This window comes from Cupriavidus sp. USMAA2-4 (assembly GCF_001854305.1).
GTDB lineage: Bacteria > Pseudomonadota > Gammaproteobacteria > Burkholderiales > Burkholderiaceae > Cupriavidus > Cupriavidus malaysiensis.
Window position 1 is genome coordinate 1,662,883 of sequence record NZ_CP017749.1, and the last position, 26,678, is coordinate 1,689,560.

General features: G+C 65.9%; 29 protein-coding genes. 9 read left to right on the forward strand and 20 right to left on the reverse strand.

What is annotated here, in order from left to right:
• The first annotated feature begins 109 nt into the window (after window positions 1-109).
• Window positions 110-1,066: a LysR family transcriptional regulator gene (locus tag BKK79_RS27490; protein WP_071039388.1), complete on the forward strand. Its 957-nt coding sequence runs from the start codon at window positions 110-112 to the stop codon at window positions 1,064-1,066.
• 352 nt (window positions 1,067-1,418) lie between these two features.
• Here BKK79_RS27490 and BKK79_RS41690 read toward each other — a convergent pair whose 3' ends face one another.
• The 4 genes from BKK79_RS41690 to BKK79_RS27505 form a co-directional block, all read right to left on the reverse strand.
• Complete coding sequence (locus BKK79_RS41690) at window positions 1,419-1,760, reverse strand: RES family NAD+ phosphorylase (RefSeq protein WP_232346462.1); 342 nt, start codon at window positions 1,758-1,760, stop codon at window positions 1,419-1,421.
• A complete protein-coding gene (locus BKK79_RS41695) occupies window positions 1,757-2,317 on the reverse strand; it encodes an integrase (protein WP_232346463.1) in 561 nt (186 codons plus the stop codon). Before BKK79_RS41695 ends, BKK79_RS41690 begins: the two co-directional genes overlap by 4 nt.
• A 333-nt stretch (window positions 2,318-2,650) precedes the next feature.
• The gene (locus BKK79_RS27500) at window positions 2,651-3,889 is read right to left on the reverse strand and encodes a type II toxin-antitoxin system HipA family toxin (protein WP_071039389.1); all 1,239 of its coding nucleotides are present in this window, start codon (window positions 3,887-3,889) and stop codon (window positions 2,651-2,653) included.
• On the reverse strand, window positions 3,886-4,248 hold the full coding sequence (locus BKK79_RS27505) for a helix-turn-helix domain-containing protein (protein ID WP_071039390.1): 363 nt from the start codon (window positions 4,246-4,248) through the stop codon (window positions 3,886-3,888). The genes BKK79_RS27500 and BKK79_RS27505 overlap by 4 nt, the downstream gene beginning before the upstream one ends.
• A gap of 542 nt (window positions 4,249-4,790) precedes the next feature.
• On the opposite strand from BKK79_RS27505, the gene BKK79_RS27510 reads away from it, so the two are divergent.
• Window positions 4,791-5,042 (forward strand): AbrB/MazE/SpoVT family DNA-binding domain-containing protein, encoded by a 252-nt coding sequence (locus tag BKK79_RS27510; protein ID WP_071039391.1) that lies wholly within the window; start codon window positions 4,791-4,793, stop codon window positions 5,040-5,042.
• Window positions 5,036-5,386: a type II toxin-antitoxin system ChpB family toxin gene (locus tag BKK79_RS27515; protein ID WP_071039392.1), complete on the forward strand. Its 351-nt coding sequence runs from the start codon at window positions 5,036-5,038 to the stop codon at window positions 5,384-5,386. The genes BKK79_RS27510 and BKK79_RS27515 overlap by 7 nt, the downstream gene beginning before the upstream one ends.
• Before the next feature lie 161 nt (window positions 5,387-5,547).
• Here BKK79_RS27515 and BKK79_RS27520 read toward each other — a convergent pair whose 3' ends face one another.
• The 10 genes from BKK79_RS27520 to BKK79_RS27565 form a co-directional block, all read right to left on the reverse strand.
• Complete coding sequence (locus tag BKK79_RS27520; protein WP_071039393.1) at window positions 5,548-5,955, reverse strand: cupin domain-containing protein; 408 nt, start codon at window positions 5,953-5,955, stop codon at window positions 5,548-5,550.
• Window positions 5,956-6,035: 80 nt separating this feature from the next.
• Window positions 6,036-6,863, reverse strand: a complete 828-nt coding sequence (locus BKK79_RS27525) for an AraC family transcriptional regulator (RefSeq protein ID WP_071039394.1) — start codon at window positions 6,861-6,863, stop codon at window positions 6,036-6,038.
• A 102-nt stretch (window positions 6,864-6,965) separates the two neighbouring features.
• A complete protein-coding gene (locus BKK79_RS27530) occupies window positions 6,966-7,382 on the reverse strand; it encodes an NUDIX hydrolase (RefSeq protein WP_071039395.1) in 417 nt (138 codons plus the stop codon).
• Window positions 7,383-7,505: 123 nt separating this feature from the next.
• Window positions 7,506-7,955, reverse strand: a complete 450-nt coding sequence (locus BKK79_RS40615; RefSeq protein ID WP_157128531.1) for a hypothetical protein — start codon at window positions 7,953-7,955, stop codon at window positions 7,506-7,508.
• A 59-nt stretch (window positions 7,956-8,014) separates the two neighbouring features.
• Window positions 8,015-8,833, reverse strand: coding sequence for a hypothetical protein (locus BKK79_RS40620; protein ID WP_157128532.1), 819 nt, complete (start codon window positions 8,831-8,833; stop codon window positions 8,015-8,017).
• A gap of 122 nt (window positions 8,834-8,955) precedes the next feature.
• Window positions 8,956-9,774 carry a hypothetical protein gene (locus BKK79_RS40625; RefSeq protein ID WP_157128533.1) on the reverse strand — a complete coding sequence of 273 codons (819 nt, stop codon included), beginning with the start codon at window positions 9,772-9,774 and terminating at the stop codon, window positions 8,956-8,958.
• The gene (locus BKK79_RS27550; protein ID WP_157128534.1) at window positions 9,761-10,918 is read right to left on the reverse strand and encodes a hypothetical protein; all 1,158 of its coding nucleotides are present in this window, start codon (window positions 10,916-10,918) and stop codon (window positions 9,761-9,763) included. Before BKK79_RS27550 ends, BKK79_RS40625 begins: the two co-directional genes overlap by 14 nt.
• The gene (locus BKK79_RS27555) at window positions 10,915-13,569 is read right to left on the reverse strand and encodes a type VI secretion system Vgr family protein (RefSeq protein WP_071039400.1); all 2,655 of its coding nucleotides are present in this window, start codon (window positions 13,567-13,569) and stop codon (window positions 10,915-10,917) included. Before BKK79_RS27555 ends, BKK79_RS27550 begins: the two co-directional genes overlap by 4 nt.
• Window positions 13,570-13,813: 244 nt before the next feature.
• Window positions 13,814-14,158: a hypothetical protein gene (locus BKK79_RS27560; protein WP_198173413.1), complete on the reverse strand. Its 345-nt coding sequence runs from the start codon at window positions 14,156-14,158 to the stop codon at window positions 13,814-13,816.
• 49 nt (window positions 14,159-14,207) lie between these two features.
• A complete protein-coding gene (locus BKK79_RS27565; protein WP_231908175.1) occupies window positions 14,208-14,789 on the reverse strand; it encodes a hydrolase in 582 nt (193 codons plus the stop codon).
• Window positions 14,790-14,890: 101 nt separating this feature from the next.
• On the opposite strand from BKK79_RS27565, the gene BKK79_RS27570 reads away from it, so the two are divergent.
• On the forward strand, window positions 14,891-15,640 hold the full coding sequence (locus BKK79_RS27570) for a TetR/AcrR family transcriptional regulator (protein WP_071039402.1): 750 nt from the start codon (window positions 14,891-14,893) through the stop codon (window positions 15,638-15,640).
• A 106-nt stretch (window positions 15,641-15,746) separates the two neighbouring features.
• Here BKK79_RS27570 and BKK79_RS27575 read toward each other — a convergent pair whose 3' ends face one another.
• Both BKK79_RS27575 and BKK79_RS27580 read right to left on the reverse strand, forming a co-directional pair.
• A complete protein-coding gene (locus tag BKK79_RS27575) occupies window positions 15,747-17,165 on the reverse strand; it encodes a serine hydrolase domain-containing protein (protein ID WP_071039403.1) in 1,419 nt (472 codons plus the stop codon).
• A gap of 118 nt (window positions 17,166-17,283) precedes the next feature.
• Window positions 17,284-17,886 carry a TetR/AcrR family transcriptional regulator gene (locus tag BKK79_RS27580; RefSeq protein ID WP_071039404.1) on the reverse strand — a complete coding sequence of 201 codons (603 nt, stop codon included), beginning with the start codon at window positions 17,884-17,886 and terminating at the stop codon, window positions 17,284-17,286.
• Between the two features lie 128 nt (window positions 17,887-18,014).
• On the opposite strand from BKK79_RS27580, the gene BKK79_RS27585 reads away from it, so the two are divergent.
• From BKK79_RS27585 to BKK79_RS27595, 3 genes are all read left to right on the forward strand, one after another.
• Entirely contained in the window at window positions 18,015-19,094 is a 1,080-nt protein-coding gene (locus BKK79_RS27585; RefSeq protein WP_071016958.1) for a sugar phosphate isomerase/epimerase family protein, read from the forward strand.
• A gap of 69 nt (window positions 19,095-19,163) precedes the next feature.
• Window positions 19,164-20,054, forward strand: a complete 891-nt coding sequence (locus tag BKK79_RS27590) for an alpha/beta fold hydrolase (protein WP_071039405.1) — start codon at window positions 19,164-19,166, stop codon at window positions 20,052-20,054.
• A gap of 2 nt (window positions 20,055-20,056) precedes the next feature.
• Entirely contained in the window at window positions 20,057-21,010 is a 954-nt protein-coding gene (locus tag BKK79_RS27595; protein ID WP_071039406.1) for an alpha/beta hydrolase, read from the forward strand.
• An 84-nt stretch (window positions 21,011-21,094) separates the two neighbouring features.
• On the opposite strand, the gene BKK79_RS27600 is transcribed toward BKK79_RS27595, so the two are convergent.
• The 3 genes from BKK79_RS27600 to BKK79_RS27610 all read right to left on the reverse strand — a co-directional run bounded on the left by BKK79_RS27600 (window position 21,095) and on the right by BKK79_RS27610 (window position 23,129).
• Window positions 21,095-21,511 (reverse strand): hypothetical protein, encoded by a 417-nt coding sequence (locus BKK79_RS27600; RefSeq protein WP_071016952.1) that lies wholly within the window; start codon window positions 21,509-21,511, stop codon window positions 21,095-21,097.
• 87 nt (window positions 21,512-21,598) lie between these two features.
• A complete protein-coding gene (locus BKK79_RS27605) occupies window positions 21,599-22,279 on the reverse strand; it encodes an HAD family hydrolase (RefSeq protein ID WP_071016950.1) in 681 nt (226 codons plus the stop codon).
• Between the two features lie 88 nt (window positions 22,280-22,367).
• Window positions 22,368-23,129: a GntR family transcriptional regulator gene (locus BKK79_RS27610; RefSeq protein ID WP_083384276.1), complete on the reverse strand. Its 762-nt coding sequence runs from the start codon at window positions 23,127-23,129 to the stop codon at window positions 22,368-22,370.
• A gap of 89 nt (window positions 23,130-23,218) precedes the next feature.
• Here BKK79_RS27610 and BKK79_RS27615 point away from each other — a divergent pair, with 89 nt between their 5' ends.
• Together BKK79_RS27615 and BKK79_RS27620 are read left to right on the forward strand one after the other, a co-directional pair.
• Window positions 23,219-23,989 carry an SDR family NAD(P)-dependent oxidoreductase gene (locus tag BKK79_RS27615; protein ID WP_071039407.1) on the forward strand — a complete coding sequence of 257 codons (771 nt, stop codon included), beginning with the start codon at window positions 23,219-23,221 and terminating at the stop codon, window positions 23,987-23,989.
• A 76-nt stretch (window positions 23,990-24,065) separates the two neighbouring features.
• A complete protein-coding gene (locus BKK79_RS27620) occupies window positions 24,066-25,256 on the forward strand; it encodes an acyl-CoA dehydrogenase family protein (protein ID WP_071039408.1) in 1,191 nt (396 codons plus the stop codon).
• Between the two features lie 31 nt (window positions 25,257-25,287).
• Here BKK79_RS27620 and BKK79_RS27625 read toward each other — a convergent pair whose 3' ends face one another.
• Complete coding sequence (locus tag BKK79_RS27625) at window positions 25,288-26,403, reverse strand: AAA family ATPase (RefSeq protein ID WP_232346464.1); 1,116 nt, start codon at window positions 26,401-26,403, stop codon at window positions 25,288-25,290.
• Window positions 26,404-26,678: the final 275 nt, after the last annotated feature.

Genomic DNA, 26,678 nt, shown 5'->3' on the forward strand with positions numbered 1-26,678 from the left:
ACACACAAGGCGGCGATCGCCTATGATGGCCGGACGCCCGCGCACCATGGCGCGTGGACCGCGCGGCGCGGGGCCGAGACGATGAATTCAGACGAGTGGGACAGGTGGGATGGATAAGTTATATACCATGTCGGTATTTGCAAAAGTCGTCGAAATGGGGAGCTTCACTGCGGTTGCGAACCACCTCGATACGACTGTGGGAAACATCTCTCGCGCCGTTTCGGTGCTTGAGGGGGCACTCGATACCCGGCTCATGCAACGCTCGACCCGCCGCCTCGTCATCACCGACGCAGGACGGCGGTTCTACGACCGATGCGTGAGCATCCTGGCCGACTTGGAGCATGCTGAGGCCGAGGCGCGCGACGCGCTGCTCGAGCCCCGCGGCACGCTGCGCGTCCACTCGGTCCCTGGACTAGGACGCAATCTGGTGACTCGCGCCGTCATGGCGTACCGCAAGTCGTATCCTGAGGTCTCGGTCGACCTTCTGCTGTCCCAGCGCATGCCGAATCTGCTCGAAGAACAACTCGACGTCGGAATCGTGATTACACGGGCGCTACCCGACTCCGGATACATCAGCCAGAACATCGGTGCCAGTCATTGCATTCTCGCGGCATCACCGGCCTATCTGTCTGCGCATCCAGCGCCAGAATGTCCAGAGGACCTCATCGACCACCAGTGCGTTCAACTCGGGACCGTCGACTACGCGCCGGACGAGTGGCATCTCGAGAGTCCTGCCGGTAACGCGGTCTTTCGCGCTACGGGTCCGCACTTCAGCGTCAACGATATGGACTCGATGTCACAGGCGCTGCGTGACGGTGCGGGCATCGGCTTGCTCGCCGCGTTCTCGGCAATCGACGACCTGCGCAGCGGCGCGCTCGTTCGCGTGCTGCCGGAGTACCACACACATGTCCGCAATGTCTACGCCGTCTATCCGTCGCGCCAGTTCGTTGACGCGAAAATCAAGCGATTCGTCGAGACGTTGAAGGCCCATGTAGGAGAGCATCTAGACGCTTACGCGAGAGAACTCGACCTCGCTCCGGCCGCGATTCCGCCCTCGGGTCGCTAGTTTCAGGTATGGCGAATCTGCGCGAAAGCCGCCGAGCCGCCGTATCCGGCGAGCGCTCACCCAACGTTAGCTGACGAACTGCACAATCTCTGCTCGGTAGTGTGAAGCAGCCTGGCATCTTCCCGAGACCGGGCTCAGCCGATCGCGACTCCAATGTCGAGAAATCGTCGCGGGGATACTCGGCGGCCTTTCGCTTTTGCATCCTGTGCTCTGTGTATCAAGCTCCAGCACATTGACCGCCGGACGTTACAAGCTACAAGCCGAGTTTCAGGCTCTCGTCTTTCTCTCTGCCTCGCGTCTTGCTGAAATCTCATCCAGCACTGCCCGCTGTCTCGGGAGTCGCCATTAAAAATCATGGCTGGATAATAGATGGGCGATGCAGTCGAATTGATGGGTGCTGCTCAATTGACAGCGGTTGCCGCTGCCCGTGAAAGCGCTCGCGGATCACCGCCTCGGCCATGCAGGCGGCGAAACTCGGCGAGGCATAGAGAACGCCGAACTCACCACCGGCCGCGTCGAATCGATAGGGCGTAGCGCCAGCCGCGCGCCGGTTGTAGTGGATAGGCCCAAGATGCGCGCGATGGATGCGCCAGAGCGGGGTCAGCGCAAGGTCGAGCGTGATGCGCGAGAGCGGCCGCCCGTCCAGATCGGCAGGCGGCAATGGACAGCCCAACGCCTCCGGCGTGTAACTCACGCGGCGCCCTGTTCGTCCCGATAGCGCGCCTGCACCATCTGTACCACGGCTGCGATGGGGCGCACGGGGTCCGCAACCCACTGCGCCGGCGTGAGGCCTTGCAGGGCGTCTTGCGGGCGGTGCATGAAGTTGTGGATGACCCAGCAACTGGCACCGGCTGCCACGAAGGGCCCCAATGCTGCCGCGAGTCGGTTGCCATCGACAGTCAATTGCCATGATGGGTAGCGGAACCCGCGCTCGCGTCCGGGCAGGACCAACGCGTACACGCGGCCGGCCTGGCGGTCGAGGTTCAGCATGCGGTCGGAGCGGCCGGCCAGTGCGGCGGCTTCCTTCAGTGGCAGATTGGTCGGGCTCTCCCACTCCCGGATGGCTGCGAGCCGCCCGCGTTCTCGGGCGGAATCCAGCGGGTGAGCCAGATCGGATGGCTTGCTAACCGGCAGAGGGGCTGAGTAGCTGCCCGTCTCTCCTCGCGGTATCCCGGCGGCAGCGGCCAGGTCTGCCACGGCGCGGATGGCGACTGCGTTCAGGCGGCCTGTGTTGGCGAGGATGCGCACCATCTTGCCGAGCAGTTCGTCGAACTCGCGCTCACTGTTTGCGAGCGGGGCGGTGCTGGCGAACGGCTCGTGCGCGTGGAGGATGGTGGTGCGAGGTGATTCGTCGTACGTCGGGTAGGGCTTGGATGAATCTGCCTCGAACGGCGAATCTTTCTCTTCGAATGAGGCCTGCCCCTTGTTACGCGACCGGCTATTGTCGATGCCGACTATGTATTGAACGAGCGCGCGCTCCGGACGATGCTCGCTGGCTTAGGAGCGAACGAGATAGACCATCATGGTAGGCCGCCAGCATACTTCGGGATCATGAAATGGGCGACTCGTGCGTTTGAGCGCGGCTCAGCCGCTTGAGCGCCCGGAGCGACGCCTGCTCGGCTGCGGCGGCAGTACAGCGTCACGCAACATGAAGGGCTCAAGCTCGCGGATATCACGCTCGCTGACGCCAGATTCGAGGAAAACCTCTCGCCAGCGTGACACGGTGTCCAGCAACTGCTCGGCCTCGGTGTATGCCTCAGCCGGCGTTAGCATGAACCGCCCTGCTTGCGAGAGCGCATTTGCCAAGCTCGGGTCCGTGCCCGCGTCGCCGACGATGAGCTGCTGGTAGGGAATTCCCTGTAGCTGCGGCTGGATGTCATAGACGGGCGACAGTCGCCAGCGATCGCCGCCGCTATGCAGGAACGCGTGATTCTTAGCGTGGTCGTCGGTATTCTCGATGAGGATGTTCAGGACCATCCGCCGGAACACCTCGCGACTGTCCTCGGCTGGCGTGGGTGAGAAGCGGCGGGCGAACTCGGCGATATCCGCATAAGCCATCTGGTCTTCTTGAATCCCTTCACCGAGCAGCATCGTCCGGGCACTGGCGAAGTGAATGCGGCTGCCGTCTGGCTCCCGGTCAAAGCGCTTCACCAGGAGGGTTTGACTGCGCCCCAATTGCAAATAGCGCGACTCCGGCGTCTCGATACCGCACAGGCGAGCCAGGCGTAACGAAGCATGCTCGATTGCGCAGAAGTCGACATCATCGCCTTCGGCGGGGAATTTCGCGATCCACGCAATACCGTCGTCTTCAATGACTGCCTTGGGGCGGGCTCCGCCGGCGGTGCCGCCCGGGCGAAGGAGGCGCCGAAGCCGATCGTCGATCGGCATCTGCAGTTCTACCGCGCGTGCGGCCTCGATGAGGCTCGGTAGATCCCCGCGGCGAAAGACCGGCGCGTGATTGACCTGGTAGACCCCATCCGACTCTGAGAAGCCAAGGGCACCGATCCGGTCCTCCCCTGCGAGAGCGAGATAGTCGATCGCGGCCCGCCGCCGGGGGTTGTACACCCGGTCGATGACGCGGCGCCCCCATCGATCCGGTCCGGCGTCCTCGAAAATCGGATGCAGTTCCAAGCTGGCAGGCGCGGTGTACTGGCCAGGGCGCAGCGGAAGGTCGGGGCAGAGAGCGGTAGCATCCTGCCGGCTCAAATACTCGGGCGCATAGGAGAAGAGACATTGCCGCCCACCGATCAGATCCAGGCGGCCGCACAGGCGCGGCTCGTGGCCCTCGGGCGGATAGAGCCAGACATACAGGTGGTCACTCATGGCTTCGTCCACTTGGCTTGCGACTTGACCGCCGGCCGCTGCAGGCGCGAGAGCTCCAGGTCGAGCGCCACATCATCGGCGGCAGGGTTGGCGATCTCTGGAAGCCACTTCAAGCGGCCGACCAGCCAGAGCGCCATCGCATAGACCGCCACCGACACTGAAGGATCGCCTTGCTCCATCTTCCGGAGCGTGGGAACCGAGACTTGCATCCGCTCTGCAAAGGCGGCCATTGTCTCCTTGCGGCGCTTCCTGGCGACCTGAAGGTTGAGGCCGAGCTGAACCAGCGAGCGGCTGACCGGTCCAGGAAGGGTCGTGACGGCATTGGCTTTTCGAGGCATGATGCAAGAAATAATATCCATCTTGCTCAAAAACGGAAACTATTATTTGCTTTTTTCGCCATGGGGTGCGATCCATCAGGGGGGCAGGACACTCTACACGTGCCCCGCAAGACGCACGGGACGGGTGGATAATGCGACGGGCCACCGTCCCGGCCATCGATCTGCGCCAGCTGGGTTTGCCCTCTCCTGCCAGAGTCGCGCTGGCGCACGCCGGGCGATTACAGGCCAGTGCCATCGCCGCGATAGAGGGTCGGGCCTCCAGGCCTGGCACGCCCGATACGGTTCTCGTCCGTATCGAAGGCAGCATGGCGACTTACCGCTGCCCGCATTCGATTCGCTTCGGATCGGTGATCAGGGCGGGACGCGCTCATCCCATTGTTGGGCGTCACCTGGGGCATGTGGGTACTGGCTCACATTCCGCCATATCTGGAAATCTCGGCCTGGGAACTCAGAGAGGTGAATGTGGCACTTTGGTGTTTCATCTGATATCTACATTGTAGATACATCGTCTTGATGCTCGGAGTATACGTATCTACAATGGATCTACACATGGGAGTGTAGCGATGGAACTGTCGATTCAGAAATGGGGTAACAGCGCGGCCGTGCGCCTGCCCACGACCTTGCTTGAACAACTCAAGGTGGCGTTGGGCGACAAACTGTCCGTGGAGGTGCGTCCGGATGGTGTCATGCTTAAACCAGCCAGGCACAAGTATTCACTCGATGAACTGCTTGCGCAGTGCGACTCCAAGGCGCCGACGCCTGAAGGGCTGGATGATTGGAGCGGGGCTAAGCCGGTTGGGCGCGAAGTATGGTGAGGCGCGCGAAGTTCGACCGGGGCGACATTGTGCGGGTGAGCCTGAACCCAACGGAGGGGCGTGAGCAGCAAGGGGATTTCCGTCCCGCGCTCGTGCTGTCACCGGCAGCATTCAACGCTCTGGGTGTTGCCCTGGTGGCACCGATTACGCAGGGCGGCGATTTCGCTCGATTCGCCGGATTTGCCGTACCGTTGTCCGGGGCGGGCACGGAGACTCAAGGCGTCGCGCTGGTGAACATGGTGCGCACTCTGGATCTTGAGGCTCGCGGTGCGAGGAAGATCGAACGGGCACCTGCCGAGGTTGTGGAGGATGCGCTCGCCCGTCTTCAAACCATCCTGGATTAGCGCCATTCCCTGTGGCATCCGTTGCCTGCTGGAGCCTCTGAAGGCGCAGTTGGATGAGGCGGTTAGCCGTGTGCAAGAGATGATCTGAGCGGCAAAGTGCGAGGGCCGCTTGCGGGCGGCCCTCCTGGGATCTTGGTGGCGCGGCGGGGGCGTCCAGTGGTTCAGATCCAGATGTCGTTGGCCGCCGTGCGCTCGCCGCCTTCGTCGCCCGTATTCAGCACGCCGCGTGGTTCGATCAGCAGCAGCTTGGCCTCGGCCGCGGCATAGGTTTTGTGCTCCACGCCTTTCGGTACCACGGCCAATTCGCCGGCGCGCAGCAGCAGGCTGCGGTCGCGCAGGTCGATGCGCAGTTCGCCTTCCAGCACGATGAAGGTTTCGTCGGTGTCGGCGTGCTGGTGCCAGACGAAGTCGCCTTCGATCTTCACGACCTTGAACTGGTAGTCGTTCATTTCGGCGACTACGCGCGGTTGCCAGTGCCCGTCGATGCGGCGGGCCTTGTCCAGCAGGGGGATGGCGATGCCTTGGCCGCGCGTGGCGGGGGCTTGGGCGGAGTTTTCGGTGTGGGACATGGGCTTCTCCTTGGTGGGGGATGGATGAAGCCAAGGCTACGCCGGGGCGCGGCGCCGGTCTTGAACGATCTTGCGTGGGCTCAGCGCCGGCGCGGCGCGCTGGCGATCTGCAGCCAGCGCGCGGGGGTGTGGCCGTAGGTCTTGCTGAAGTGGCGGGTCATGTGGCTCTGGTCGGCGAAGCCGGCGGATGCGGCCGCGTCGGCCAGGCTGAGGCCGAGCAGCATCAGCCGGCGTGCGGTGTCCAGGCGGCGCATGACCAGGTAGCGGTAGGGGGTGGTGCCGTAGAAGGTGCGGAAGTCGCGGCACAGGCTCCAGCGGTCGCGGCCGGTGGCGTGTTCCAGTTCTTCCAGCGTGACGACGCGGTGCGCTTGCGCGTGCAGGTACTCGCGCGCACGCCGGGCGCTGGGGAAGTCGCCGGTGGTGCGCATCGGGCGCTGGCCGGACACGGCGGCGAGCGCGTGGGCCAGTTCGGCCAGGGCGTCGCTTTGCTCCAGGGGTTCGAGCGGGTGGCTGACTTGCTGGAGCAGGGTGTCGGTGGCGGCCCGCAGGCGGGCGTCGGTGCTGATGCCGCCTTCGATGAAGGGCAGGCCCGTGCCGCCCAGCACGTCCTGGAACAGCGCGGGCTCGACGTAGATCATGCGGTAGCGGAAGCCGGCGTCGGTGCCGGCCTGCCCGTCGTGCGCTTCGTCGGGGTGCAGCACCAGGGTCTGGCCGGGCAGGCTGTGGCGCATGCCACGCCGGTACTGGAAGCTCTGCACCCCGGCCAGGGTGCGGCCGATGGCGTAGGTGTCGTGCCGGTGCATGGCGTAGGCCTTGCCGTGGAAGAAGGCTTCGATGCGTTCCACGCCGGCGACGGGGGCGGCGCGGTGGACCCAGTCGGGGCGGGGATGCGCTTGGCGGGCGGTCATGGTGGCGGGCTTGGCCGCGGGGAGACTGGCGGCGATGGGGAATGGTAGCGCACTGGCTGGCGCATTGTGCCGGGCGGGGGGCGGGCTGTACCCGGAGCAACGCTAGGGCATCGTCGCGAGCCGCTCGGAGATGGTCGAGAGCGCATCGCGGAACAACCCATGCCATCGATCCGACGGCACCTGATCCAATGGGTGCCAGAAGAAGCGGAAGTCATGGCCGCCATCGTCCTGCGTGTGATGCACCCAGGTGTCCGGCAGCGGATGGGCGACCTGGCAGAGGTGAAGCGACCAGACCTGGCCTTCATAGCCGGATTCCCACAGGCCCAGGTCGACCGCTGCCACGCCTTCAATGCCGGATTCTTCGTGCAACTCGCGGACGGCGGCATCCGCCGGGTGTTCGCCGGCCTCGATCGTGCCCTTGATCAGTTGCAGGCCCGCCAGCGGATGTTCGAATGCGAGGATTTCGAGGTGGTTCTGCACGGCTCTCAGTACGACGGGGCAGGCTTTGGTGGGCGTCATGTCGGAATGGCTGCGGGAAGTTCGGGGGGGGCGATGGCGTGCATGAGCGGTGCGCCTGGCTGCGCCGCGCCCGAATGCCGATCAGTTCGCCCGATGGGCATAAGCCGATGCGCGTGAGCGCCATCACCGCCTTTCTATTGGCTCAGAGCCAAGGCAACACGGATGGGGGCATCGCGGATGGATGGAGATGCCGGCAGTGTTGAGGTACTCAAGCACCTTCGGCCTCAGTTCGGCACTACGCAGATGGGCAGAGTCGATGGCCCGGTCCACGATGCCAGGCTTCTCCATCTCCTCTTCCGTGATGCCGAGATTTCGGAGGAGGCCAAGCAACGTGGCCAGCCTCGCCTCGGCCAGCTTGTGCGGTACCCCGGCTTCCGTGTTGGCTTGTACCTCGGCATGGATTTCGCCGCCATTCGGATAGCGCTCGCGCTGATCTGCGCGCCATTCTGCGAGCCGCAGTACCTCCGTGCCAGACAACTGCGATCGGCCGGGCTCGAATTTGGGCTCGAAGTCAAGATTTCCCGGAGTGCATGCCATTGAGGCAGTGGCGGTGATCGGGCTCAGGCAGAGCACGAGCCAACCCCAACGGGCTAAGCACGACGTTGCAAGCGAACGGCAAGCTGCAAGGCGTGTCATTCCCCGACCCAGGTCCATAAGACCCTGGCTTCCTGCGCTGGCGAGCCGATCCCGACGGAAAGCATCGGTTGCCCCTTTTGGACCCGCTGGGCATAGGCCTCGTGGCGCTTGAAATACTCGGCATTGGGCACATCGTGCGGAATCGTCGGCTTCCACAGGCCCGACCGAGGTGCTGGTTGCCGGCTTCGGCATTGGGGCACGCGGCGCGCGCGCACCATGGTTTCTTCCGGGGTCATCCAGGCGCGCTCGATGAGGACCGGCCCCAGGTACTTTGCCTCCTGCTCCGCGCGCGGATCTAAGGTGGAGTAGGCTTCGTCCTTGAAATAATTCAGGAGTACGGTGACCGGATAGCAGGAGACCGAATCCATGCCGATTTTATATCCGAAATTAATATGGGATTGTCTGTCTAGGTTGATCGCCAAGTTTTTTTTTGCTAGCGGTAGATCCATCTGCTCTTCCAGTGCTTGCTTGTCGATGCCTGCTAGTCGTTTTCTTACTCCAATGTAAAATCGGATTGTCGATGTGGATGAGGAGGGGGCTGAACCGGATAATCTGATTGAAAATAGAATGCCATTGAGTTCTGGCCTGGCGTAGGTGTACTCGTTGTCATTCTTGTCATAAGAAACTTGCCGACCAAATATCTGCTTCACCTCATCAAAGGGCTCATCGTCGCGCACCAGCCGAATGCCGGTCTTGGCAATCTCCAGGTACAGCGCAACCTGCTCCGGGGTCAGATGATTGAGGTCTTCGGGCTTCGGCGTATGAAGCAGCGGCTGGCCGCACCAGGGGGCGGCATCGGCACTACAGGCTGGCATCGGGCTGTTCTCCTGCACGGAGGTCGTAGAAGCGGTTGCAGCGATCGGGCTCAGGCAGAGCACGAGCCAACCCCAACGGGCTAAGCACGACGTTGCAAGCGAACGGCAAGCTGCAAGGCGTGTCATTCCCCGACCCAGGTCCATAAGACCCTGGCTTCCTGCGCTGGCGAGCCGATCCCGACGGAAAGCATCGGCTGCCCCTTTTGGACCCGTTGGGCATAGGCCTCGTGGCGCTTGAAATACTCGGCATTGGGCACATCGTGCGGAATCGTCGGCTTCCACAGGCCCGACCGTGGTGCTGGTTGCCGGCTTCGGCATTGGGGCACGCGGCGCGCGCGCACCATGGTTTCTTCCGGGGTCATCCAGGCGCGCTCGATGAGGACCGGCCCCAGGTACTTTGCCTCCCGCTCTGCGCGTGAGTCCAACGTAGAATAGGCTTCGTCCTTAAAATAATTCAGAAGCACGGTGACCGGATAGCAGGAAACTGGGTCCATGCCAACCTCGTACTCAAAATTAATATAGGGTTGCCTGTCCAGGTTGATCGCCACGTAGTTTTCTGCTCGCTGCAACTGCAGCTGTTCCTCCAGTGCTTGCTTATCGATGCCTGCTAATCGTTTTCTTACCCCAATGTAAAAACGAATCACGGAATTAGATGATCCGTTTTCTGGTTTGGCTAGTCTGATTTTAATCGATACTCCGTTCAGCTCCGGTCTAGTATAAGTAAACTCATTGTGATGTTTGCCGTGAAATATTAGTTCTCCAAAGATCTCTTTTTCCTCATCAAACGGCGCAGCGTCCCGCACCAGCCGAATGCCGGTCTTGGCAATCTCCAGGTACAGCGCAACCTGCTCCGGGGTCAGATGATTGAGGTCTTCGGGCTTCGGCGTATGAAGCAGCGGCTGGCCGCACCAGGGGGCGGCATCGGCACTACAGGCTGGCATCGGGCTGTTCTCCTGCACGGAGGTCGTAGAAGCGGTTGCAGCGATCGGGCTCAGGCAGAGCACGAGCCAACCACAGTTGACTAACCACGAAATCGCACGCAAACGCATCGTCCTCCCAGGGGCGGATCCGGTATCCCACAGTGCTGGGCAACTGCTTGTAGTCGATCGGCCGTCCGTTCCTGCCGACGCGGAGGAGCAGTTCGGCCGCCTGCTTGTCGCAGATTTCCAGTTCGCGCTGATATTCAGCCAGTTGGCCTTGAGCATTGGACTGTTTCTCCAGATCTCGGGTTTGCGTGACTAGCAGGGCGTAGTAGTACCCGATCACCATGCGCTTGATGGCAATGCGCGCAGTCGGTTCGTCGGGGAGCGGAGCGGTATCAGCGATACTGGGAAGAGATTTTTTGAAAATTTCCGGGAATACCGTCTGCAATAGCGCAAGACCCGGGTAATCCATCGGGAACTGCTTCACCATCGCCAACATCCAGAAGAACTGCTGGGCGTGCCGCGCCTCGTGATACAAGGTTGCGGCCAGCAGGGCCAGCTTCAGATCCCGGCTACTTGGCTCCCGGCTTTTGCAAATTTCCTCGATCAGTGAAGGATTGATTTGCAATTCCCAGTACTTGTAGTCGAGCGTGCCGGCTGCTGACGTCTGCTTCTTATCGTCGAAAAAGGCAATGGCAGGGATTGCCGGCGCCGGTAGCCGAAACGCCGTGGCTTGTAACGCAGCCTCTACAATGGGAACTATCGCCTCGATAAACGCATCTGTCTGTTTTCCAGTTACCGGCCAAGTCATCCTTACCCCGCTTGGCTTTGCCTTAGCCCTCAACCCTTCACGCCCAGCCGGCAAAAACGGCCCCTTCGCCCCAGGGATCGCCGGCCATTCGATGCCGAACGTCAACAGCGCCTGCATCGCATCCGTATAAGCCTCTGCCACCGGATACCGGTACTTGTGGAGACCTCCATCGGTGGCAGGCTCGGCCAGCCGCATCCCGAAGGTATAGGGTTCGCACAGGGCATAGCGGGGAGGCCTGCCTTCGGTGGTCAGTTGATCCGTGTCGAGCGGCATGGGCTTGCCGCCGATGGTGCGGGTTGGCGGGTTCTTGGCTTGTGGCCGCTTCTCGGCCTCGGGTGCGGATGGGTTCATTTCGGGGTGATCACCATCTGGGTCAGTACGGCGATGACGCTGTTCGGATCCGTATTGCGCAGGATTTCGATCTTGGCGATCTCGCTGGCGTTGCTGGTGGCTAACTCCGTTTCACCGTGGGCATTCGTCTTTCCCTCGATGACGCGGCCGCTGGCCAAGGTGATGCGATAGCACTGATTCACCAGGCGGGTGCCTGCGTGGTGGTCCGCCAGCACGAAATGCTCGACTTGCCGAAAGTCTCCATCGGGCATGACGGGTATCGCCTGCCCGGCGGTCTTCGGCCCTGGCATGGCGTGACTGGCGGCGTGAGCCGTCCATGTGCCTGCGGTGCCGAGTTCGATGCCGCTTTCGTTCAGGCGTACATAGCTGCCATTGCCGACGATCAGCACTTCCTTGGCGGCAGTGATCTCGACGCGGTCCTGCGCGCTGATGAGTCTCAGCACCTTCTGCGCGATGATCTCGATGGCGTCGTTCTGTGCCTGGATCTCGATCTTGCCTTTGGCGGCAAACAGCCGCATTCCCGCTTTGTGTGCGAACAGCACGATGCGGTCCATGGCGCTGGCTAACAGGCTTTTGGCGGTGGCCAATGACAGATGTTCTCCCGTCGTCAAGGCAGTGTGCCCTTGGCTGTGCAGGTGAATGTCCTGCGCGGCGGTGGCGGCGATCGCGGCCGGGGCCGCCAGCACCAGGTGTGGCGCGGCGAATTCTCCTTGTTCGCCTTGCCCTTGCAGGGTGTCGTGCTGTGCCGCCAGGGCCTTGGCTACATCCAATTGCTCGGATGCCTGGGCGCCCAGGTGGTCGGCGGCGTCACCCAATGCCTGGTGGACTTGGCAGGCGCCAGCCAGCCGCTTTGTCGTCTCGAAGATATCCTTGTGATAGCTGACCGCGTTCGGCCGCACTTCGGCAGTCAGCAGCATGCCGGAGCCAGCGCGCAGCACGCCCCAAGCATCGGTGCGCAGCTCGTATCCCTCGCCGCGCTTCTCGCGTCGCCCGCTGTGATCGGCCACTCGCACGATATGGCCCATGCTGAGCATCGTGGCCTGGTGGTCGCTGCCGATCTGGGTCTGGATCTGGCCCTGGGTGTCGTCTTGCAGGAAGGTGTTGTGGCGCTCGCCGAACAGTTCCTTGCTGCGGAATCCTGACAGCGCGTGCTGGTCGGGCAGGTGCCATGGCGACTGGTTGACACGGTTCGCCAGCCGCCCGGTGACGAGCGGGCAGTCCGGATCGCCGTGCGTGAAATGGACAATGACCTCCTGCCCGATACGCGGCAGGTGGCTGGCGCCGTACTGATCCCCTTGCCAGGCCTGTGCCACGCGCACCCAGCATGAGCTGTTGGCATTGCGCTGGCCGAGCCGGTCCCAGTGGAACTGGATCTTGACGCGGCCGAACTCATCGACCCAGAGTTCCTGTTCATCCGGCCCCACGACCGTGGCGGTATGCGGGCCGAAGGCGAGCGGCTTTGGCAGGGTGAGGTCGGGCCGGAAAATCTCGGTGCTCGACTGGGCCTGGAAGGCGGCCACACAATGCCACGAGTGACCCTGGCCGGAGGCCTCGGCCACGTCTTCCAGTGTCAGTTCCGTGGCGATGACCAGGTACTCGCGGTTGGCGGCGGCCTGGGCAAAGCCTTGGAGGGCGAAAGTGGTACCCGCCACAATGCATCGCACATTACCGGCGCCGGCGACGCGGCTGCCGTGCTGCCGGATCGCTTCCATGCGGATACGGGCAAGCATGTCGCCTTCGCGCCAGGGATCGTTGCCCGTGGCAGGCTGGGCATGGTCGCCAGGATAGCGGTAGATCTCTCCGCCGGCATGGGCCGTGTCGCGCGGATCGTCCGTGGCCACGGCCAGGTCGGCCCTCGGCTTGACGAAGTCGTAGTCATTGCTGCACCACTTGCCGGAAACCAACTGGTCATGCACGTGAAAGTCGTACAGGTGTTCGGCGTCGGCGCGGTCCGGCGAGGGACGCCAGAGGAGCGTGTGATAAGCAGGGCTGGCGCAGCGACGGAATGCTCCATTGCCATCGGTCAGTACCAGTCGGTGGCGGCGTTCCGAATGCGCGAAGAAGAAGGTAATCCCCCATTCTTCAGTGAGGCGCTTGAAGAAGGCGTAGTCGGTTTCACCGTACTGGACCTGATATTCGCGCTTGGGATAGCGCGCAACGTCCAGGCGATTGTCCACCGGGAATATGTAGTCCGCCAGCAGCTCGCTCAGGATCTCTACAACAGTCTTCTGCTGGAAGAGCCTGTAGTCGGAGGTGAGCGTCGCCAGGAACAGCCATGGCTGCAGCGTGAGGCGATAGACATAGTGCCGCCCTTCTGAGATCGGCCCGATGACCTGGGTAACGATGCCGGTGATCTCCCTCGTGCCGGCACCGACGTTGCCGGCAAGGCCCCTGCCGTAGCCCTCCAGTTGAATCTCCAGCGTCAGTTCCTTGCCCTGGAGGGACGGCAGATCGAGGTTCGCTGCCGGCCCACCGGGGCCCCACTGAGTATCGGGGGTCTTGAGATCGATGTCGTAGGAGAACAGGTCGTTCAAGCTTTCCTTGCCCGTGACGCGTGCAACTGTCAAGGTGGCTTGTTCGAGAATCTCGGACAACCCGTCACTACGCAGGGTGACGGTGCGGGGACTCAAGAACGGCAGTCGATGGCTCATGCGGTGGCGCTCCAGCGAGAGTCAAAAGGACTAGCGAAGGGTCCGCACATACCGATGCATCAAGCAGGGTCAAGCACGGGATAGGCAAGGAGGCTACCCCGGTGAAAGCGAGATTCCTATTGGATGATTCCGGAAACGGCCTATTTCAGCAAACACTCGCTGTTTTGCGGAATCAGCCGACGGAGGATTCTTGGTATGACGGCTGGCATGTCGTTCGCCACCCGGTCGAGCAACCGGCCGCGCGTCATGGCCGCTTGCGCCGGGTCGCTGTCGAAGGCGATGGTGACTTCGGGCTGGGCCAGCTGCATGTGCGGGAAGTGGACGATGTCGCCCCAGACCAGCAGCGCGTGCGCGCCGTCGCCGAGCAGATAGCCGGCATGGCCGGGTGTGTGGCCGGCAGCGGCACGGCCTGGATGCCCGGCAGGATCGCTTCCTGGCAGAACGGCACCGGCTTGTCGCCGTAGGCGTCCAACGCGTTGCGGGCTACGTCGAAGAAGGGGCGGAAGGCGTCCGGTGCGCTGGTGTAGACGGAGATGGCATCGTCGCGCCGGAAGGCGAGTTCGATCTCGTGCACGAGCAGTTGCTGCACGTTGGGCGGGCTGCGCAAGGCCGGCGCGGCGATTGCCCGCCGCCCGCCCTCATTCCGCCAGGGCTTCCAGCACCTCGCCGGACTGCCGCACCCGGCCCAGCCGCGGGAAGATGAAGTCCAGCGATGCCTGGTGCTGCTCCGTCGCGGCGCAACTCATGGCGTCTTCGACCAGCACCAGCGAGTAGCCGAGTTCGTACGCGGCGCGGGCCGTCGACTCGACGCCGATATTGGTCGAGATCCCGCCGAGCACGATGGTCTGGATGCCACGGCGCCGCAGTTGCAGGTCGAGCTCGGTGCCGTGGAAGGCGTTCCACTGGCGCTTCGTGATCTGGATGTCGCGCGCTTCCGGCGCGAGTTCGGCGGGGTAGTCCCACCAGTTCGCCGGCAGGCCGCCGGGGGGCAGCGGCGTGGGCTGGTCGATGGGCTGCTTGAGCGCGTCGCCGAAGTCTGCGCTCCAGCCGACCCGGACCAGCACGACGGGCGCGTTCACTGCGCGGAAGCGCCTGGCCAGCGTGGCCGCGGTGGCGACGACGGCACTGCCGGGGCGCGGCGCCTTGCCGAAGCCAAGGATGCCTTGCTGGAGATCGATCAGGACGAGGGCGGTGGTGTTGGGGTCGAGTTTCGGCAGCACGATGCGGCTCCGTGAAGGGGGAGAAGGCGCCTGGCGTGGCGCCTGGGTGGGGATGGCTTGCTGGTATATTGTGAGGGTGTGCTCACGAATAGTATATGAGGATGAACTCACAAAAGTCAACGCAGAAGCCAACGCCGCTACCGGGTGAGCCCAAGGCGCCGCGCCGCGCGCGCGGCCATGCGCGCGTCGCCACCTTGCTGGAAGCCGCCAGCGCCGAGTTTGCCGACAAGGGGTTCGAGGCCACGACGATGACGGCGATCGCCGCGCGCGCGCAGTCGTCGATCGGTTCGCTCTACCAGTTCTTCCCGACCAAGGAGCAGGTCGCCGCGACACTGCTGGAGCAGTACGTGGGCGAGCTGGAAGCGGTGCTCGACAGATTGCGCGAGGAGGTGCCGTCGCTCGACGTGGCCATCGTGGCGGGGCGGCTGGCGACGCTGTTCCTGGCCTTCCGCGCCACGCATCCGGCCTTCGTGGCGCTGGCCGATGTGCCGGCCCTCGTTTCGGCCGAGGCGACGGGCGCGGCCGGCGTACGCGAGCGCATGCGCGGCGGCATCGCCGCGGTGCTGGCGGCCCTCGCGCCGGGTTTGCCGGCGCCGGAGGCCTGGTTGCGCGCGGTGATCGTCCAGCACCTGATGAAGGCGGCCGTCACGTTGGGACTGGATGCGACGGTGGATGATCCCGGCGCGGCGCTGGCCGAGTTCCAGCGCGTGGTCCAGGGCTACCTGGAGGATGCGATGGCGGCCGGCCGCGCCGCGCAGGCCGGCGCCGCGCGGCGCGGCGCGGCATCCAAGGGGCGCGCCGCGTCAGGGGGTGGCGCGAGGCGCCAGGGCAAGTCGGGCGAGTCGGCTTGAAGATAGCGTTGGGGCCGTGCTGTGGCCTTCGGCGCCATCCACGTGCGACGCCGTGCGGCAGCTATGCGTGGCACGGACCTGAGTGCCACGTCGCCCATGGCCGGCTTCAGCGCGAGATGGCCGCGTAGATGGCCTGGATCGCCGCGATGAAGGTTGTCTCGGATTCCAACGACCGGTTGTTGGCCGCCGCGTTGGCCGCCACGCTTCCTGTTTCCGCCGTGGCGGCGCGCGGGGCCGAATCCGGGCTCGACGAGAACTTCACCACCGTCAGTTCCCGCTTCGGGTTGATGTAGATCTTCTGCCCGAAGCGCCCGCCGGCCTCGACCGAGCCGTCGCTGTCATTGACCTGGTACCAGTAGTCGCCATAGGTGTAGCCGGGCCGGCCGGCCGCGAGACGGCCTTTGGCGAAGCCCGCCTGGTTGGCGCGCGGCCGCAGGGCGCGGCGCACGGCGGCCACCGGCAGGCCCGCGCCGGCATCGCCGGCCTCGGCGCGGCGCACGGCTTCGGCGAAACGGGCCGCGTCGCGCAGCGTCGTGCTGAGGCCGCCGCTGGCCATCTCCGTGCCCAGCGGATCGACCTGGATATAGGCGTCGTCTTCCGCCAGCCTGGACCAGATCCGTTCCTGCGCCAGCTCCGCCCACGATTGCCCGGCGATGCGGCGCAGCGCCCAGGCGACGGCTTCCGGCGATCCGTTCTGGTAGAACCAGTAGTCCGGCGCGGCAGGCGCCTGGGCAGCCGAGACCGTCTTGAGGAACGCGTAGATATTGTCCGGCGCGCCGGCGCGGCGCGGGATCAGCCCGACCGCGCCAAACAGCCCCAGGTCGGGCGGAAGCTCCGGTGCGTAGGCGACCGCCACTTCCATGTCGAGGTTCTTCTGCAGCGTCGCGTCGCCGAAGGGGGTGCCGGCCAGCTCGGGCACGTAGGCGGACAGCCTGGCGTCCGGGTCGAGCCTGCCGTCGACCATCAGCATGGCCGCCATCAGGCCCGTGACCGACTTGGTCATGGAAGCCCAGATGTGCGGCTGCGCCGGTCCGAAACCTTCCAGGTAGCGCTCGAAGACGATGCGGCCCTGGTGCAGCACGATGAAGCCGTCGGTGTGAGTGTCGCGGAGGTAGTCGGCCAGTTTCACCGGCTGCCCGTCCAGCGGGAATTGCAGATCGTCGAGATCACGCGCGGGACGCTCCGGCAGCGGCATGGGCGTGCGGGCATGCCGGAGTCCCGCGGTCGGCGAGGTTTCGCGGGCATGGCGGAAGGACCAGCGCAGATAGGGCGGCAGGAAGGCGTTGGCCTTGTTCACGCGCATCGGCGGCGGAGGAGGAAAGCCCTGCATGACGCCGCCCGCCTGCGGGCCGATCCCATTACCGGCAGTGGCAGTGGCAGTGGGAACGGCAGCGGCAGCGGGATCGGGGGCCGGCGACTGCGCCACCGCCGCCCCGCCAAGCGCCATCAGGAATGCCATCGCGGCCGCTGCCCGGTCCTTGCGCGGCCGATGCGCGCGGCGGCGGGATGTCTTTTCCTTCTCCATGCGTTGTCTCCTCCTGTGCCAAGGACGCTCAGGAGTGTGGGGGGCGGGGATCGGTTCCGGCAATGCGCTCCTGGGCATCGGGCCATAACCGGCGGGAATCCCTTCGCCCGCTTCTCCCTCAACGCATCGTTGCGGCGAGCGACAGCGGCGCCATGGCGAGCGGTACCGACGCCAGCAGGTGCTCGCGCGAGACCCCATCGCGCGCCTGCACCGAGATGCCGTGCAACTGCACCGCATAGAAATCGCCCAGGGCGCGCACAGGGGTATCCGGCTTGAGCTGGCCTTCCTTCACGCCGCGCTGCAGGCGCTCGATCACGGACTTGGTGCGCTGGCGGCGGTGCGCCACCAGCCAGTCCTGCACGCCGTCGTTCTGCGCCGAGCAATTGGTGGCAGCGGATACCACCATGCAGCCATGCGGCAGGTCGCGCTTGGTGTAGAGCAGGATGGCATCGCGCAGCATCCGCTCGATGGCGGCGTGTACCTCCGTTTCCTCGCGCAGGGCGCGATCGGCAAAGCCGCCTTCGCCGGCTTCGTACAGCGCGACGGCTTCGCGGAACAGGGCTTCCTTGCTGCCGAACGCCGCGTAGATGCGCGCGGACGCGATGCCTAGCGCTTCGACCAGGTCCGACATCGACGTGCCTTCGTAACCGCGCCGCCAGAACGCCAGCATCGCCTGTCTCAGCGCCTCGTCCCGGTCGAATTCCCTCGGCCTGCCTGCCATCTTCCTGTCTCGCTCAAATGTCCGTGGGCGGAATTTTATCGCGCACCCGAGTTGACCGGCGCCATCCTCGCCGTCTATTATTTGTCGATCGACAAGGAATTAACGACGACACAAGGAAGGTGGCACGTATGAAGACCATGAAAGGACCCAGCCTGCATCTCGCCCAGTTCAGCGATGACGTTGCGCCGTTCGACACGCTGGACGGCATGGCCGGCTGGGCGGCGCGCACGGGTTTCAAGGCCCTGCAGATTCCGGCATGGGACACGCGGCTGTTCGATGTGGAGACGGCGGCGCACAGCCAGGATTACTGCGACGAGATCCGGGGAACCCTTGCCGCGCATGGCCTGCAGGTCAGCGAATTGACGACGCATATCTTCGGGCAGCTCGTCGCGGTGCATCCCGCCTACGACGCGATGTGCGACAACTTCGCGCCGCAGGCCGTGCAAGGCAATCCGGCGGCGCGCACGGCCTGGGCGCTGGAGCGGCTGGCGCTGGCGGCGAAGGCGTCGCGGCGCCTGGGGCTGACGGACATGGGGACGTTTTCCGGCGCGTTCGCCTGGCCCTACCTGTTCCCTTTCCCGCAACGCCCGGCCGGGCTGATCGAGGCTGCGTTCGATGAACTGGCGCGGCGCTGGCGGCCGATCCTCGACCTCTGCGACGAGCAGGGCGTGAACCTCTGCTACGAGATCCATCCCAGCGAAGACCTGCACGACGGGGCGACCTTCGAGCGCTTCCATGAACTGGTGGGTGGGCACGTGCGCTGCAAGATCCTGTTCGATCCCAGCCATTTCGTGCTGCAACAGCTCGACTATCTCGCCTACCTGGACCTCTACCATGAGCACATCCGCATGTTCCATGTGAAGGACGCCGAGTTCCGGCCGAGCGGCCGGCAGGGCATCTATGGCGGCTATACGTCGTGGCTGGAGCGCGCCGGGCGCTTCCGCTCGCTTGGCGACGGCCAGGTCGATTTCAAGGCGATCTTCGCCAAGCTCGCGCAGTACGACTACGACGGTTGGGCCACGCTGGAATGGGAGTGCTGCCTGAAGGACCAGGAGGATGGTGCGCGCGAGGGCGTCGACTTCATCAACCGGCACATCATCCGCGTGACCGAACGCATCTTCGACGACTTCGCCGGCGCCGCCGTCGACCGGCGGCAGATCCACGCCATGCTCGGCATCGCGCAGGAGCGGGAGCCCGCGATCCTGTGATCCCACCGTCCCGCTTTCCTATCGAGACCTTTTCAGCGACCTTCACCGAGACCTTCACCGAGACCCGCGATGTCAGCCATGCCCCGTTTTGCCCCCCGTTCCGATTCCGGCCATGAATTCGCCCACGACTACGTGCGGCTCGACGGACAGCGCATCCATGTGGTGAGCGCCGGCAGCGGCCACCCGGTGCTGCTGATTCCGGGCTGGCCGCAGACGTGGTACGCCTGGCGCCACGTGATGCAGGCACTGGCTGCGCACGGTTTCCAGGCCATTGCCGTCGACCCGCCCGGCACCGGATTCTCCGACCGGCCCGACACCGGCTACGACACCGGCGCCACCGCCGCCACGCTGCACCGCGTGATGACCCACCTGGGCCACGCCACCTACCAGGTGGCGGGACATGACGTGGGCATGTGGGTGGCCTATGCGCTGGCGAGCGACCATCCCGGCGTGGTGCGCCGCCTGGCCCTGACCGAGGCCGTGATTCCCGGCCTGGCACCCGCGCCGTCGATCTTCGCGCCGCCGGGCGAGAACATCTTCCTGTGGCATTTCATGTTCAACCAGCTGGCCGACCTGCCCGAGACGCTGATCGCCGGGCGCGAGCGGGCCTACCTGGACTTCATGTTCCAGCGCTGGTCGTGGCGGCGCGATCGCGTGGCGGTCGATACCTATATCGATGCCTATGCCTCGCCGGGCGGCCTGCGCGGCGGTTTCGCCTACTACCGCGCGATTCCCGAGACCATCCGGCAGAACCAGCAGCGCGCGCAGCGCAAGCTCGCCATGCCGGTGCTGGCCATCGGCGCCGAGCACGCCACGCGCGACGCGCCGCTGCTCACCCTGCGCGATAACGCCGATGACTTGCAGGGGGTGGTGATTCCCGACTGCGGGCACTTCATCATGGAGGAGGCAGCCGACGCCTTCATCGGGCACCTGCTGCCCTTCCTCCAAGGCGGGGTGTGACCATGCCGCTCGATGCCGGGATAGAAGGCCTGCTGCGCCAGTGGGCGGCGGCAGGCGAGAGCGCGGCGCCGGCGGATGTCGCGCGCCTGCGCGCCGATACCGATGCCGGCCTGCGCCAGCTGCACGGGCCGCAGGCGAGCGTCGGGCGCGTGGCGGTGTTCGAGGTGCCGGCGCGGGACGGGGCCACGCTGCGCGTGCACGGCTATTGGCCCGAGGCCTGCATGGCGCGCGGCATGGCGCAGCCGGCGCTGGTGTTCGCGCACGGCGGCGGCTGGTGCCTCGGCTCGGCCGAGGTCTACGACAACCCCTGCCGCGAGTTGGCCAACGCGACCGCCAGCGTGGTGCTGTCGGTGGACTACCGGCTCGCGCCGGAGCACCGCTATCCGGTGCCCCTGCACGACGTGTTCGACGCCCTGCGCTGGGTCTTCGACAACGCCGCGCGGCTCGGCCTCGATCCCGGCCGCATCGGCGTGGCCGGCGATAGCGCGGGCGGCAATCTCGCCGCTGCCTCCTGCCTGCTGGCGCGCGACGACGGCCGCATCGCCATCGCCCACCAGCTGCTGATCTATCCGGTGCTGAGCCACCGGATGGATGGCACGTCCTACCAGCGCTTCGGCGAGGGCTACTACCTGACGCGCGAACTGATGCGGTACTGCTTCGCGATGTATCTCGCCGACCCGGGCGACGGCGAGGCCCCGACCGTGTCGCCGCTGCTCGCGCCGCGGCTGCAGGGGCTGCCCGAGGCCACCATCCTGACGGCGGAATTCGATCCGCTGCGCAGCGAGGCGGAGGACTACGGCGCGCGCCTGGCCGCCGCCGGCGTCAAGGCGAGCGTGCGGCAGCTCGATGGCATGATTCATGGCTGCCTCCACATGAAGGGGCTGACGCCCGCGGCCGGCGCGGTGTTCGAGGCGGCGGGGCGGGGCGTGCGGGAGGCCTTCGGGACGCGGCGTTGAGTGAGACGGGAGGCGAGACCGGCTTGATGGCACCGGCTGGCCGATGTACGGCGCGAGTCAGGATGTCCGGGGCCATCCGGTGGTTCAGTCGCTGGCTCTACCGTGCGGGTCCTGATGAAGCGGCGGCATTCGCGCTGGGGCCGGATCGGCCGGCGGCGCAATCTTCATCCGCACGTCTGGCGAGATCTTGCCCTGTCCCCTTTGCTGCGGGATATATGCGCCGGAAAACCCAGGGCCGCCATCGGTGCGCTGGCAGATCACGACGTCCATCGAATTCGGGCCGGGCGTCGGTTCTCCCTGGTGCGTGACGTCGATGCCGCCATGCTTCCGGCACCAGCGCGCGCGCCGCGCGTCGTCTTCCGGCGATGACGGCATGCCCGGCTTCGCGCGGGCGCCGTCCGCCTGCTGGCTGCCGGGGTCCGGGGCCGGCTGGCCCTGTGCCGTGGCCAGCGGGAGCAGGGTGGCGAGCAGGCCGATGATGGCGTGAGGCAGGGAGGACATCCGATCTCCTTCGAGTACGCGGTCAGCGCATGGGCGCAAGCAGGCGGGATGGCGCTGTCCTGTGGCTGGGACGGCGCTGCGCCTGCCTCAGGCCATTCCCACCCCGCCACGGCCGGCAAACCACACCGGCACATGCTCCACCGCCTCATCCAGCCGCCCCAGCAGGCGGAAGCTCATCCCCGCGACTTCCTCGGTCGGCAGCTTCAGGTCGGGCACGGTGACCACCCGCATGCCGGCGCGATCCGCCGCGCGCGCGCCGTTCTCGCTGTCTTCGAAGGCCAGGCAGGTGGCCGGCGCGGCCTGCAGCCGGCTGGCGGCGAGCTGGTAGACGGCGGGGTCGGGCTTGCCGCGCGGCACTTCGTTGCCGCCGGCCAGGGCGCGGAAGAAGCCGAGCACGCCGACCTGGTCGAGGCGGGACTCGATCTCCTGGCGGTTCGACGATGAGGCCACGGCGCAGGGGATGCCGGCCTCGGCCAGGGTGGTCAGCAGGGTGTGCGCGCCGGGCTTGAGCGGGAACAGCGGTGTGTCGGTCGGCGCGTGCAGGCGCTGGCGCACGCGCGCCTGGGCCTCGCGGAAGAGGCTTTCGCTGCCGAGCATGGTGGTCAGCATGGCGAAGCATTCGGGCGCGGCGCGGCCGACGATCTCGAGGTAGCGCGCCGGCGCGATGTCGACGCCGAAGTCGCGCGCGACGGACAGCCAGGTGTCCATGATCGTGCGCTCGGAGTCGATCAGCAGGCCGTCCATGTCGAAGATTGCTGCAGAGAACATTGGGTCCAACCGTGAGGCTCGATGGGTTGCGCGGCGCATGGCCGCGAGGGTTTGCCGTGATGCCGCGGCCGCCCTGCCGCGGCCAAGCCTAGCGCTTTGCCGCGCGGGTCGCGGGCGAGGTTGCCGCCTCCCTTGCTGTTTCGACGCCGATGGCTTCCCTGACGTTCCGCACATGGGCCGTTCCCGCCGCATCGGCCGCCTCGGCCCGTCCCGCCAGCACGGCCTCCGCGATCACCCGGTAGTCCCGCAGGCGCAGGGCCTGCAGGGAGCCCAGCCGGTGCTGGGCGTAGACGATGGGCATCTGGATGGCCGGGAACAGGCGCCGCAGTTCGCGGTTGCCGCTCATCTCCAGCAGGGTGCGGTAGAAGCGCCGTCGCGCCGAGGCGAAGGCGGCGCTGTCATGCGCGGCGTCGGCGTCGGCGAGATCGTCGATGGCCTGGCGCAGGGCCGCGGCGCAGTCCGCGTCGGCGCTGCCGCGCGCGGCGCTGCGGGCGAGCAGGCCGGTGATGCGTTCGGCCACGTCGAGCACGTCGAGGGTGTCCTGCGGGCTCAGCGCGCGGATGGCGGCGCTGCGGTGGCGCGGCAGCTCGACGATGCCTTCGGCGGCCAGGCGCTGCAGGGCTTCGCGCACGGAGTTGCGGCCCACGCCGAAGTGGGCGGCGAGGTCGGTTTCGACCAGGCGCTGGCCGGGCACGAAGCGCTGCAGTTCCAGGCCGTTGACGATGCCGTAGAAGACGGTGTCGGAGGCGCTGCCGTCGCCGGCCGGATCGAGCCCGGGGGCGGTGGTGTGGTCGCTGGCCGGACGGGGTTCCTGGGGTGGTGCGGAGGTGGGGAGGCGGCGCGGAGGCATCGGGGCATTGTAGCCGAGGGCCGGATGGGGCTGGCTTCTTCCTATTAAATCGTCCTACAATCTGAGGGAACAATTGTCAGGAGGCAGGCATGCCGGTGGTGTCGGAGCAACTTCGGGGCAAGCGCGCCCTGGTGACGGGGGCGTCGAGCGGGCTGGGGGCGCATTTCGCGCGCGTGCTGGCCGCGCACGGTGCGGAGGTGGTGTTGGCGGCACGCCGGGCGGAGGCGCTGGAGGCGCTGGCGCGCGAGATCGGGGCCGCCGGCGTCGTCGGCGCCGGTGGCGCGGTGCGCTGCGTGGCGCTGGATGTGACCGATGCGGCATCGCGTGCCACGCTGGCCGACGCGGCCGGGCCGGTGGATATCCTGGTCAACAATGCCGGGGTGGCGCGCGAGGGCGCGGCCCTGCGCCATCCGGAGACCGACTGGGATGCGGTGATGGACACCAACCTCAAGGGCCTGTTCTATGTGGCGCAGGCGCTGGCGCCCGGCATGCGCGAGCGCGGCGGCGGCAGCATCGTCAATGTGGCGTCCATCCTGGGGCTGCGGCAGGCCGGCGGGGTGGTGTCCTACGCGGTGTCCAAGGCCGGCGTGGTGCAGCTGACCAAGACGCTGGCGCTGGAGTGGGCGCGCTATGGCATCCGCGTCAATGCGCTGGCGCCCGGCTACTTCGACACCGACATCAACCGCGGCCTGTGGGAGACCGAAGCCGGCAAGGCGATGATCCAGCGCATTCCGCAGCGGCGCCTGGGGCAGCTGGAGGACCTGGACGGTCCGTTGCTGCTGCTGGCTTCCGACGCCTCGCGCTACATGACCGGCTCGGTGCTCGCCGTCGATGGCGGTCACCTGGTCAACACGCTCTGAGCCGGGATAGGACCCGATCTCCGCTCCCCCATCCCTGCTTCCTATCGTGAAGACAGACATCGAGAGAAGGACAGCCATGTTCACCCCTTGCCCCACCGAACGCAGCCGCATCATCGCGGACCGTGTCGAAGCCTTTGTGCGCGACGTCGTCATTCCCTACGAGCGCGATGCGCGCCTGGGCGCGCACGGTCCCTCCGAGGACCTGGTGCACGAGCTGCGCGCCAAGGCGCGCGCGGCCGGCGTGCTGACGCCGCATATCCTGGCCGACGGCAGCCACTTGAACCAGCTCGAGACGGCCGCCGTGCTCAAGCGCTCGGGCCTGTCGCCGCTGGGCCCGGTGGCGGTCAATACGATGGCGCCCGACGAGGGCAATATGTTCCTGCTGGGCAAGGTGGGCACGCCCGCGCAGAAGCAGCGCTTCCTCGAACCGCTGGTGCGCGGCGAGGCGCGCTCGGCCTTCTTCATGACCGAGCCGGCCGAGGAGGGTGGCGCCGGGTCCGATCCGTCGATGCTGCAGACCACCGCCGTGCTCGACGGTGATACCTGGGTGGTCAACGGCCGCAAGATGTTCATCACCGGGGCGGAAGGCGCCGCGGTGGGCATCGTGATGGCGCGCACCGGCAGCCCGGACAAGGTGCAGGCGACCATGTTCCTGGTCGACCTGCCGCATCCCGCCATCCGCATCGAGCGCGTGCTCGATACCATCGACAGCTCGATGCCGGGCGGCCATGCGCTGATCGCCATCGATAAGCTGCGCGTGCCGCAGGACCAGGTGCTGGGCGAGGTCAACGAAGGGCTGCGCTATGCCCAGGTGCGGCTGTCGCCGGCGCGGCTGTCGCACTGCATGCGCTGGTTCGGCGCCACCGCGCGCGCCCATGAGATCGCCGCCGGCTACGCCACCACGCGCAAGGCCTTCGGCAAGCTGCTGATCGACCATGAAGGCGTGGGCTTCATGCTGGCCGACAACCTGATCGACCTGCAGCAGGCCGCGCTGATGATCGACTGGTGCGCCGGCGTGCTCGACGGCGGCTCGCTGGGCACCGCCGAAAGCTCGATGGCCAAGGTGGCGGTGTCGGACGCGTTGTTCCGCGTGGCCGACCGCTGCGTGCAGATCCTGGGCGGCTTGGGCGTGTCGCGCGATACGGTGGTCGAGCAGGTGTTCCGCGAAGTGCGCGCCTTCCGCATCTACGACGGCCCGACCGAGGTGCACAAGTGGTCGCTGGCGAAGAAGCTCAAGCGCGAGTTGCTGGCGGGGACGGGGCATTGAGGGGGGCTTGCCCCTTCCCGTCCCCACGGCGCTAGCGGATTTCCGGCTCGGCCGCAGGCGGCCATTGTCCTGTCGCCTGCAGTTCGCCGAACCATGCGTGCATGGCGGCATCGTCCGCCGAGTACTCCCCTCGTGCCGACTTCCAGATCAGCGCCGGCGTCCGCGCCCGCAGGCTTTCGAGCGCGGCCTGCACTTTCTGCGCGGTGATGCTGAGACCGGCGCACTGCTGGCGGTAGAACGCCAGCGCGTCTGCATCATAGGGACGGAAATTCTGGCCGACGGCCAGGATGCGCCACAGCACGGCTTGCTCCAGCGGCTTCAGGCCCAGGTAGTCTGAGCGCATCTGCGCCGCATCTTGCGCCCGCTTTTCCTTTGCCGCGGCCAGCACGCCTTGCTCGAACCCCTCGCCGCTCGTGGACTCCAGGGGGTTCAAGGCTTGGCCGATGGCTGCGTGGAAGAACTGGGGGCGCTGGCCGAAGAGCTGGAAGGCTTCGAGCAGCGTGAGGTGGTCGACGGGTTTCAGCTCAGGCCGCTGGGCTTCGATCAGCGCGGTCACATGGTCGACATAGCCCTTGCCAAGCGTTGGCATCTTGTGGATGGACGAACCGTAGAACGGCGCTCCATTGGTATTGACCAGGCGTAGCAGCTTGTCGCGATCCGAGCCGGACATGACCAGCATGAGGGCGACCTCCGCGGGCGTATTGAGCTGGTCGCGCGCTGACTTCAGCGCTGCCATGGCCGTCTCCCCCGCCTCGCTGGTCAGGGCATGCTGTGCTTCGTCGATGATCAGCGCGATGGGGCGTCCGGCGGTTTCGTGCAAGGTGCGCAGTGCCTGGACCAGGGTTGTGCCGTCGATCTTCCCAATACCCGAGGTGTCGACCTTGAGCGTGCCGGCGATGGTCACGCTTGCCAGGCCGGCCTTCCTGGCGGTTTTCGCCACGACGCCCAGATGCTGTTGGAGTTCGCGCGCAATGGCTTCGGCGATCAGGTCGCCCGGGTCGCGGCGCTGGTCGGACCAGAGATCGGTGTAGATCACGAGCACGTTGCGTGACGCCAGTTCGGGTTTGAGATCGTGTTGCAGGAACATCGACTTGCCCGTGCGGCGGGGTGCGGCCAGGAACAGCCCGTTCTGGGCGTCGCCGAACACAGCCCTGCCTTCGAGCTGGTCCGCCAGCTCTGCCGCCAGCGATGGCCGTGCGAAGTAGAGCATGCTTTTATCCTCTTTTATCCAAGGTTCAATAATTTATTATTCTGAGGATAAAAGTCAATAAATGCATTGTTAAGTTATCTATAAGGCATATTTATGCGATGCGGCCCTTTGTCCGACGAGGAGCCAGGGGGCAGTGCACGGATCGGTGCGCCAGCCGGGGCGGCGGCTGCCTTCCCCTGTCCGCCCTGCCTCAGGCCCCCGCGCCGAATACC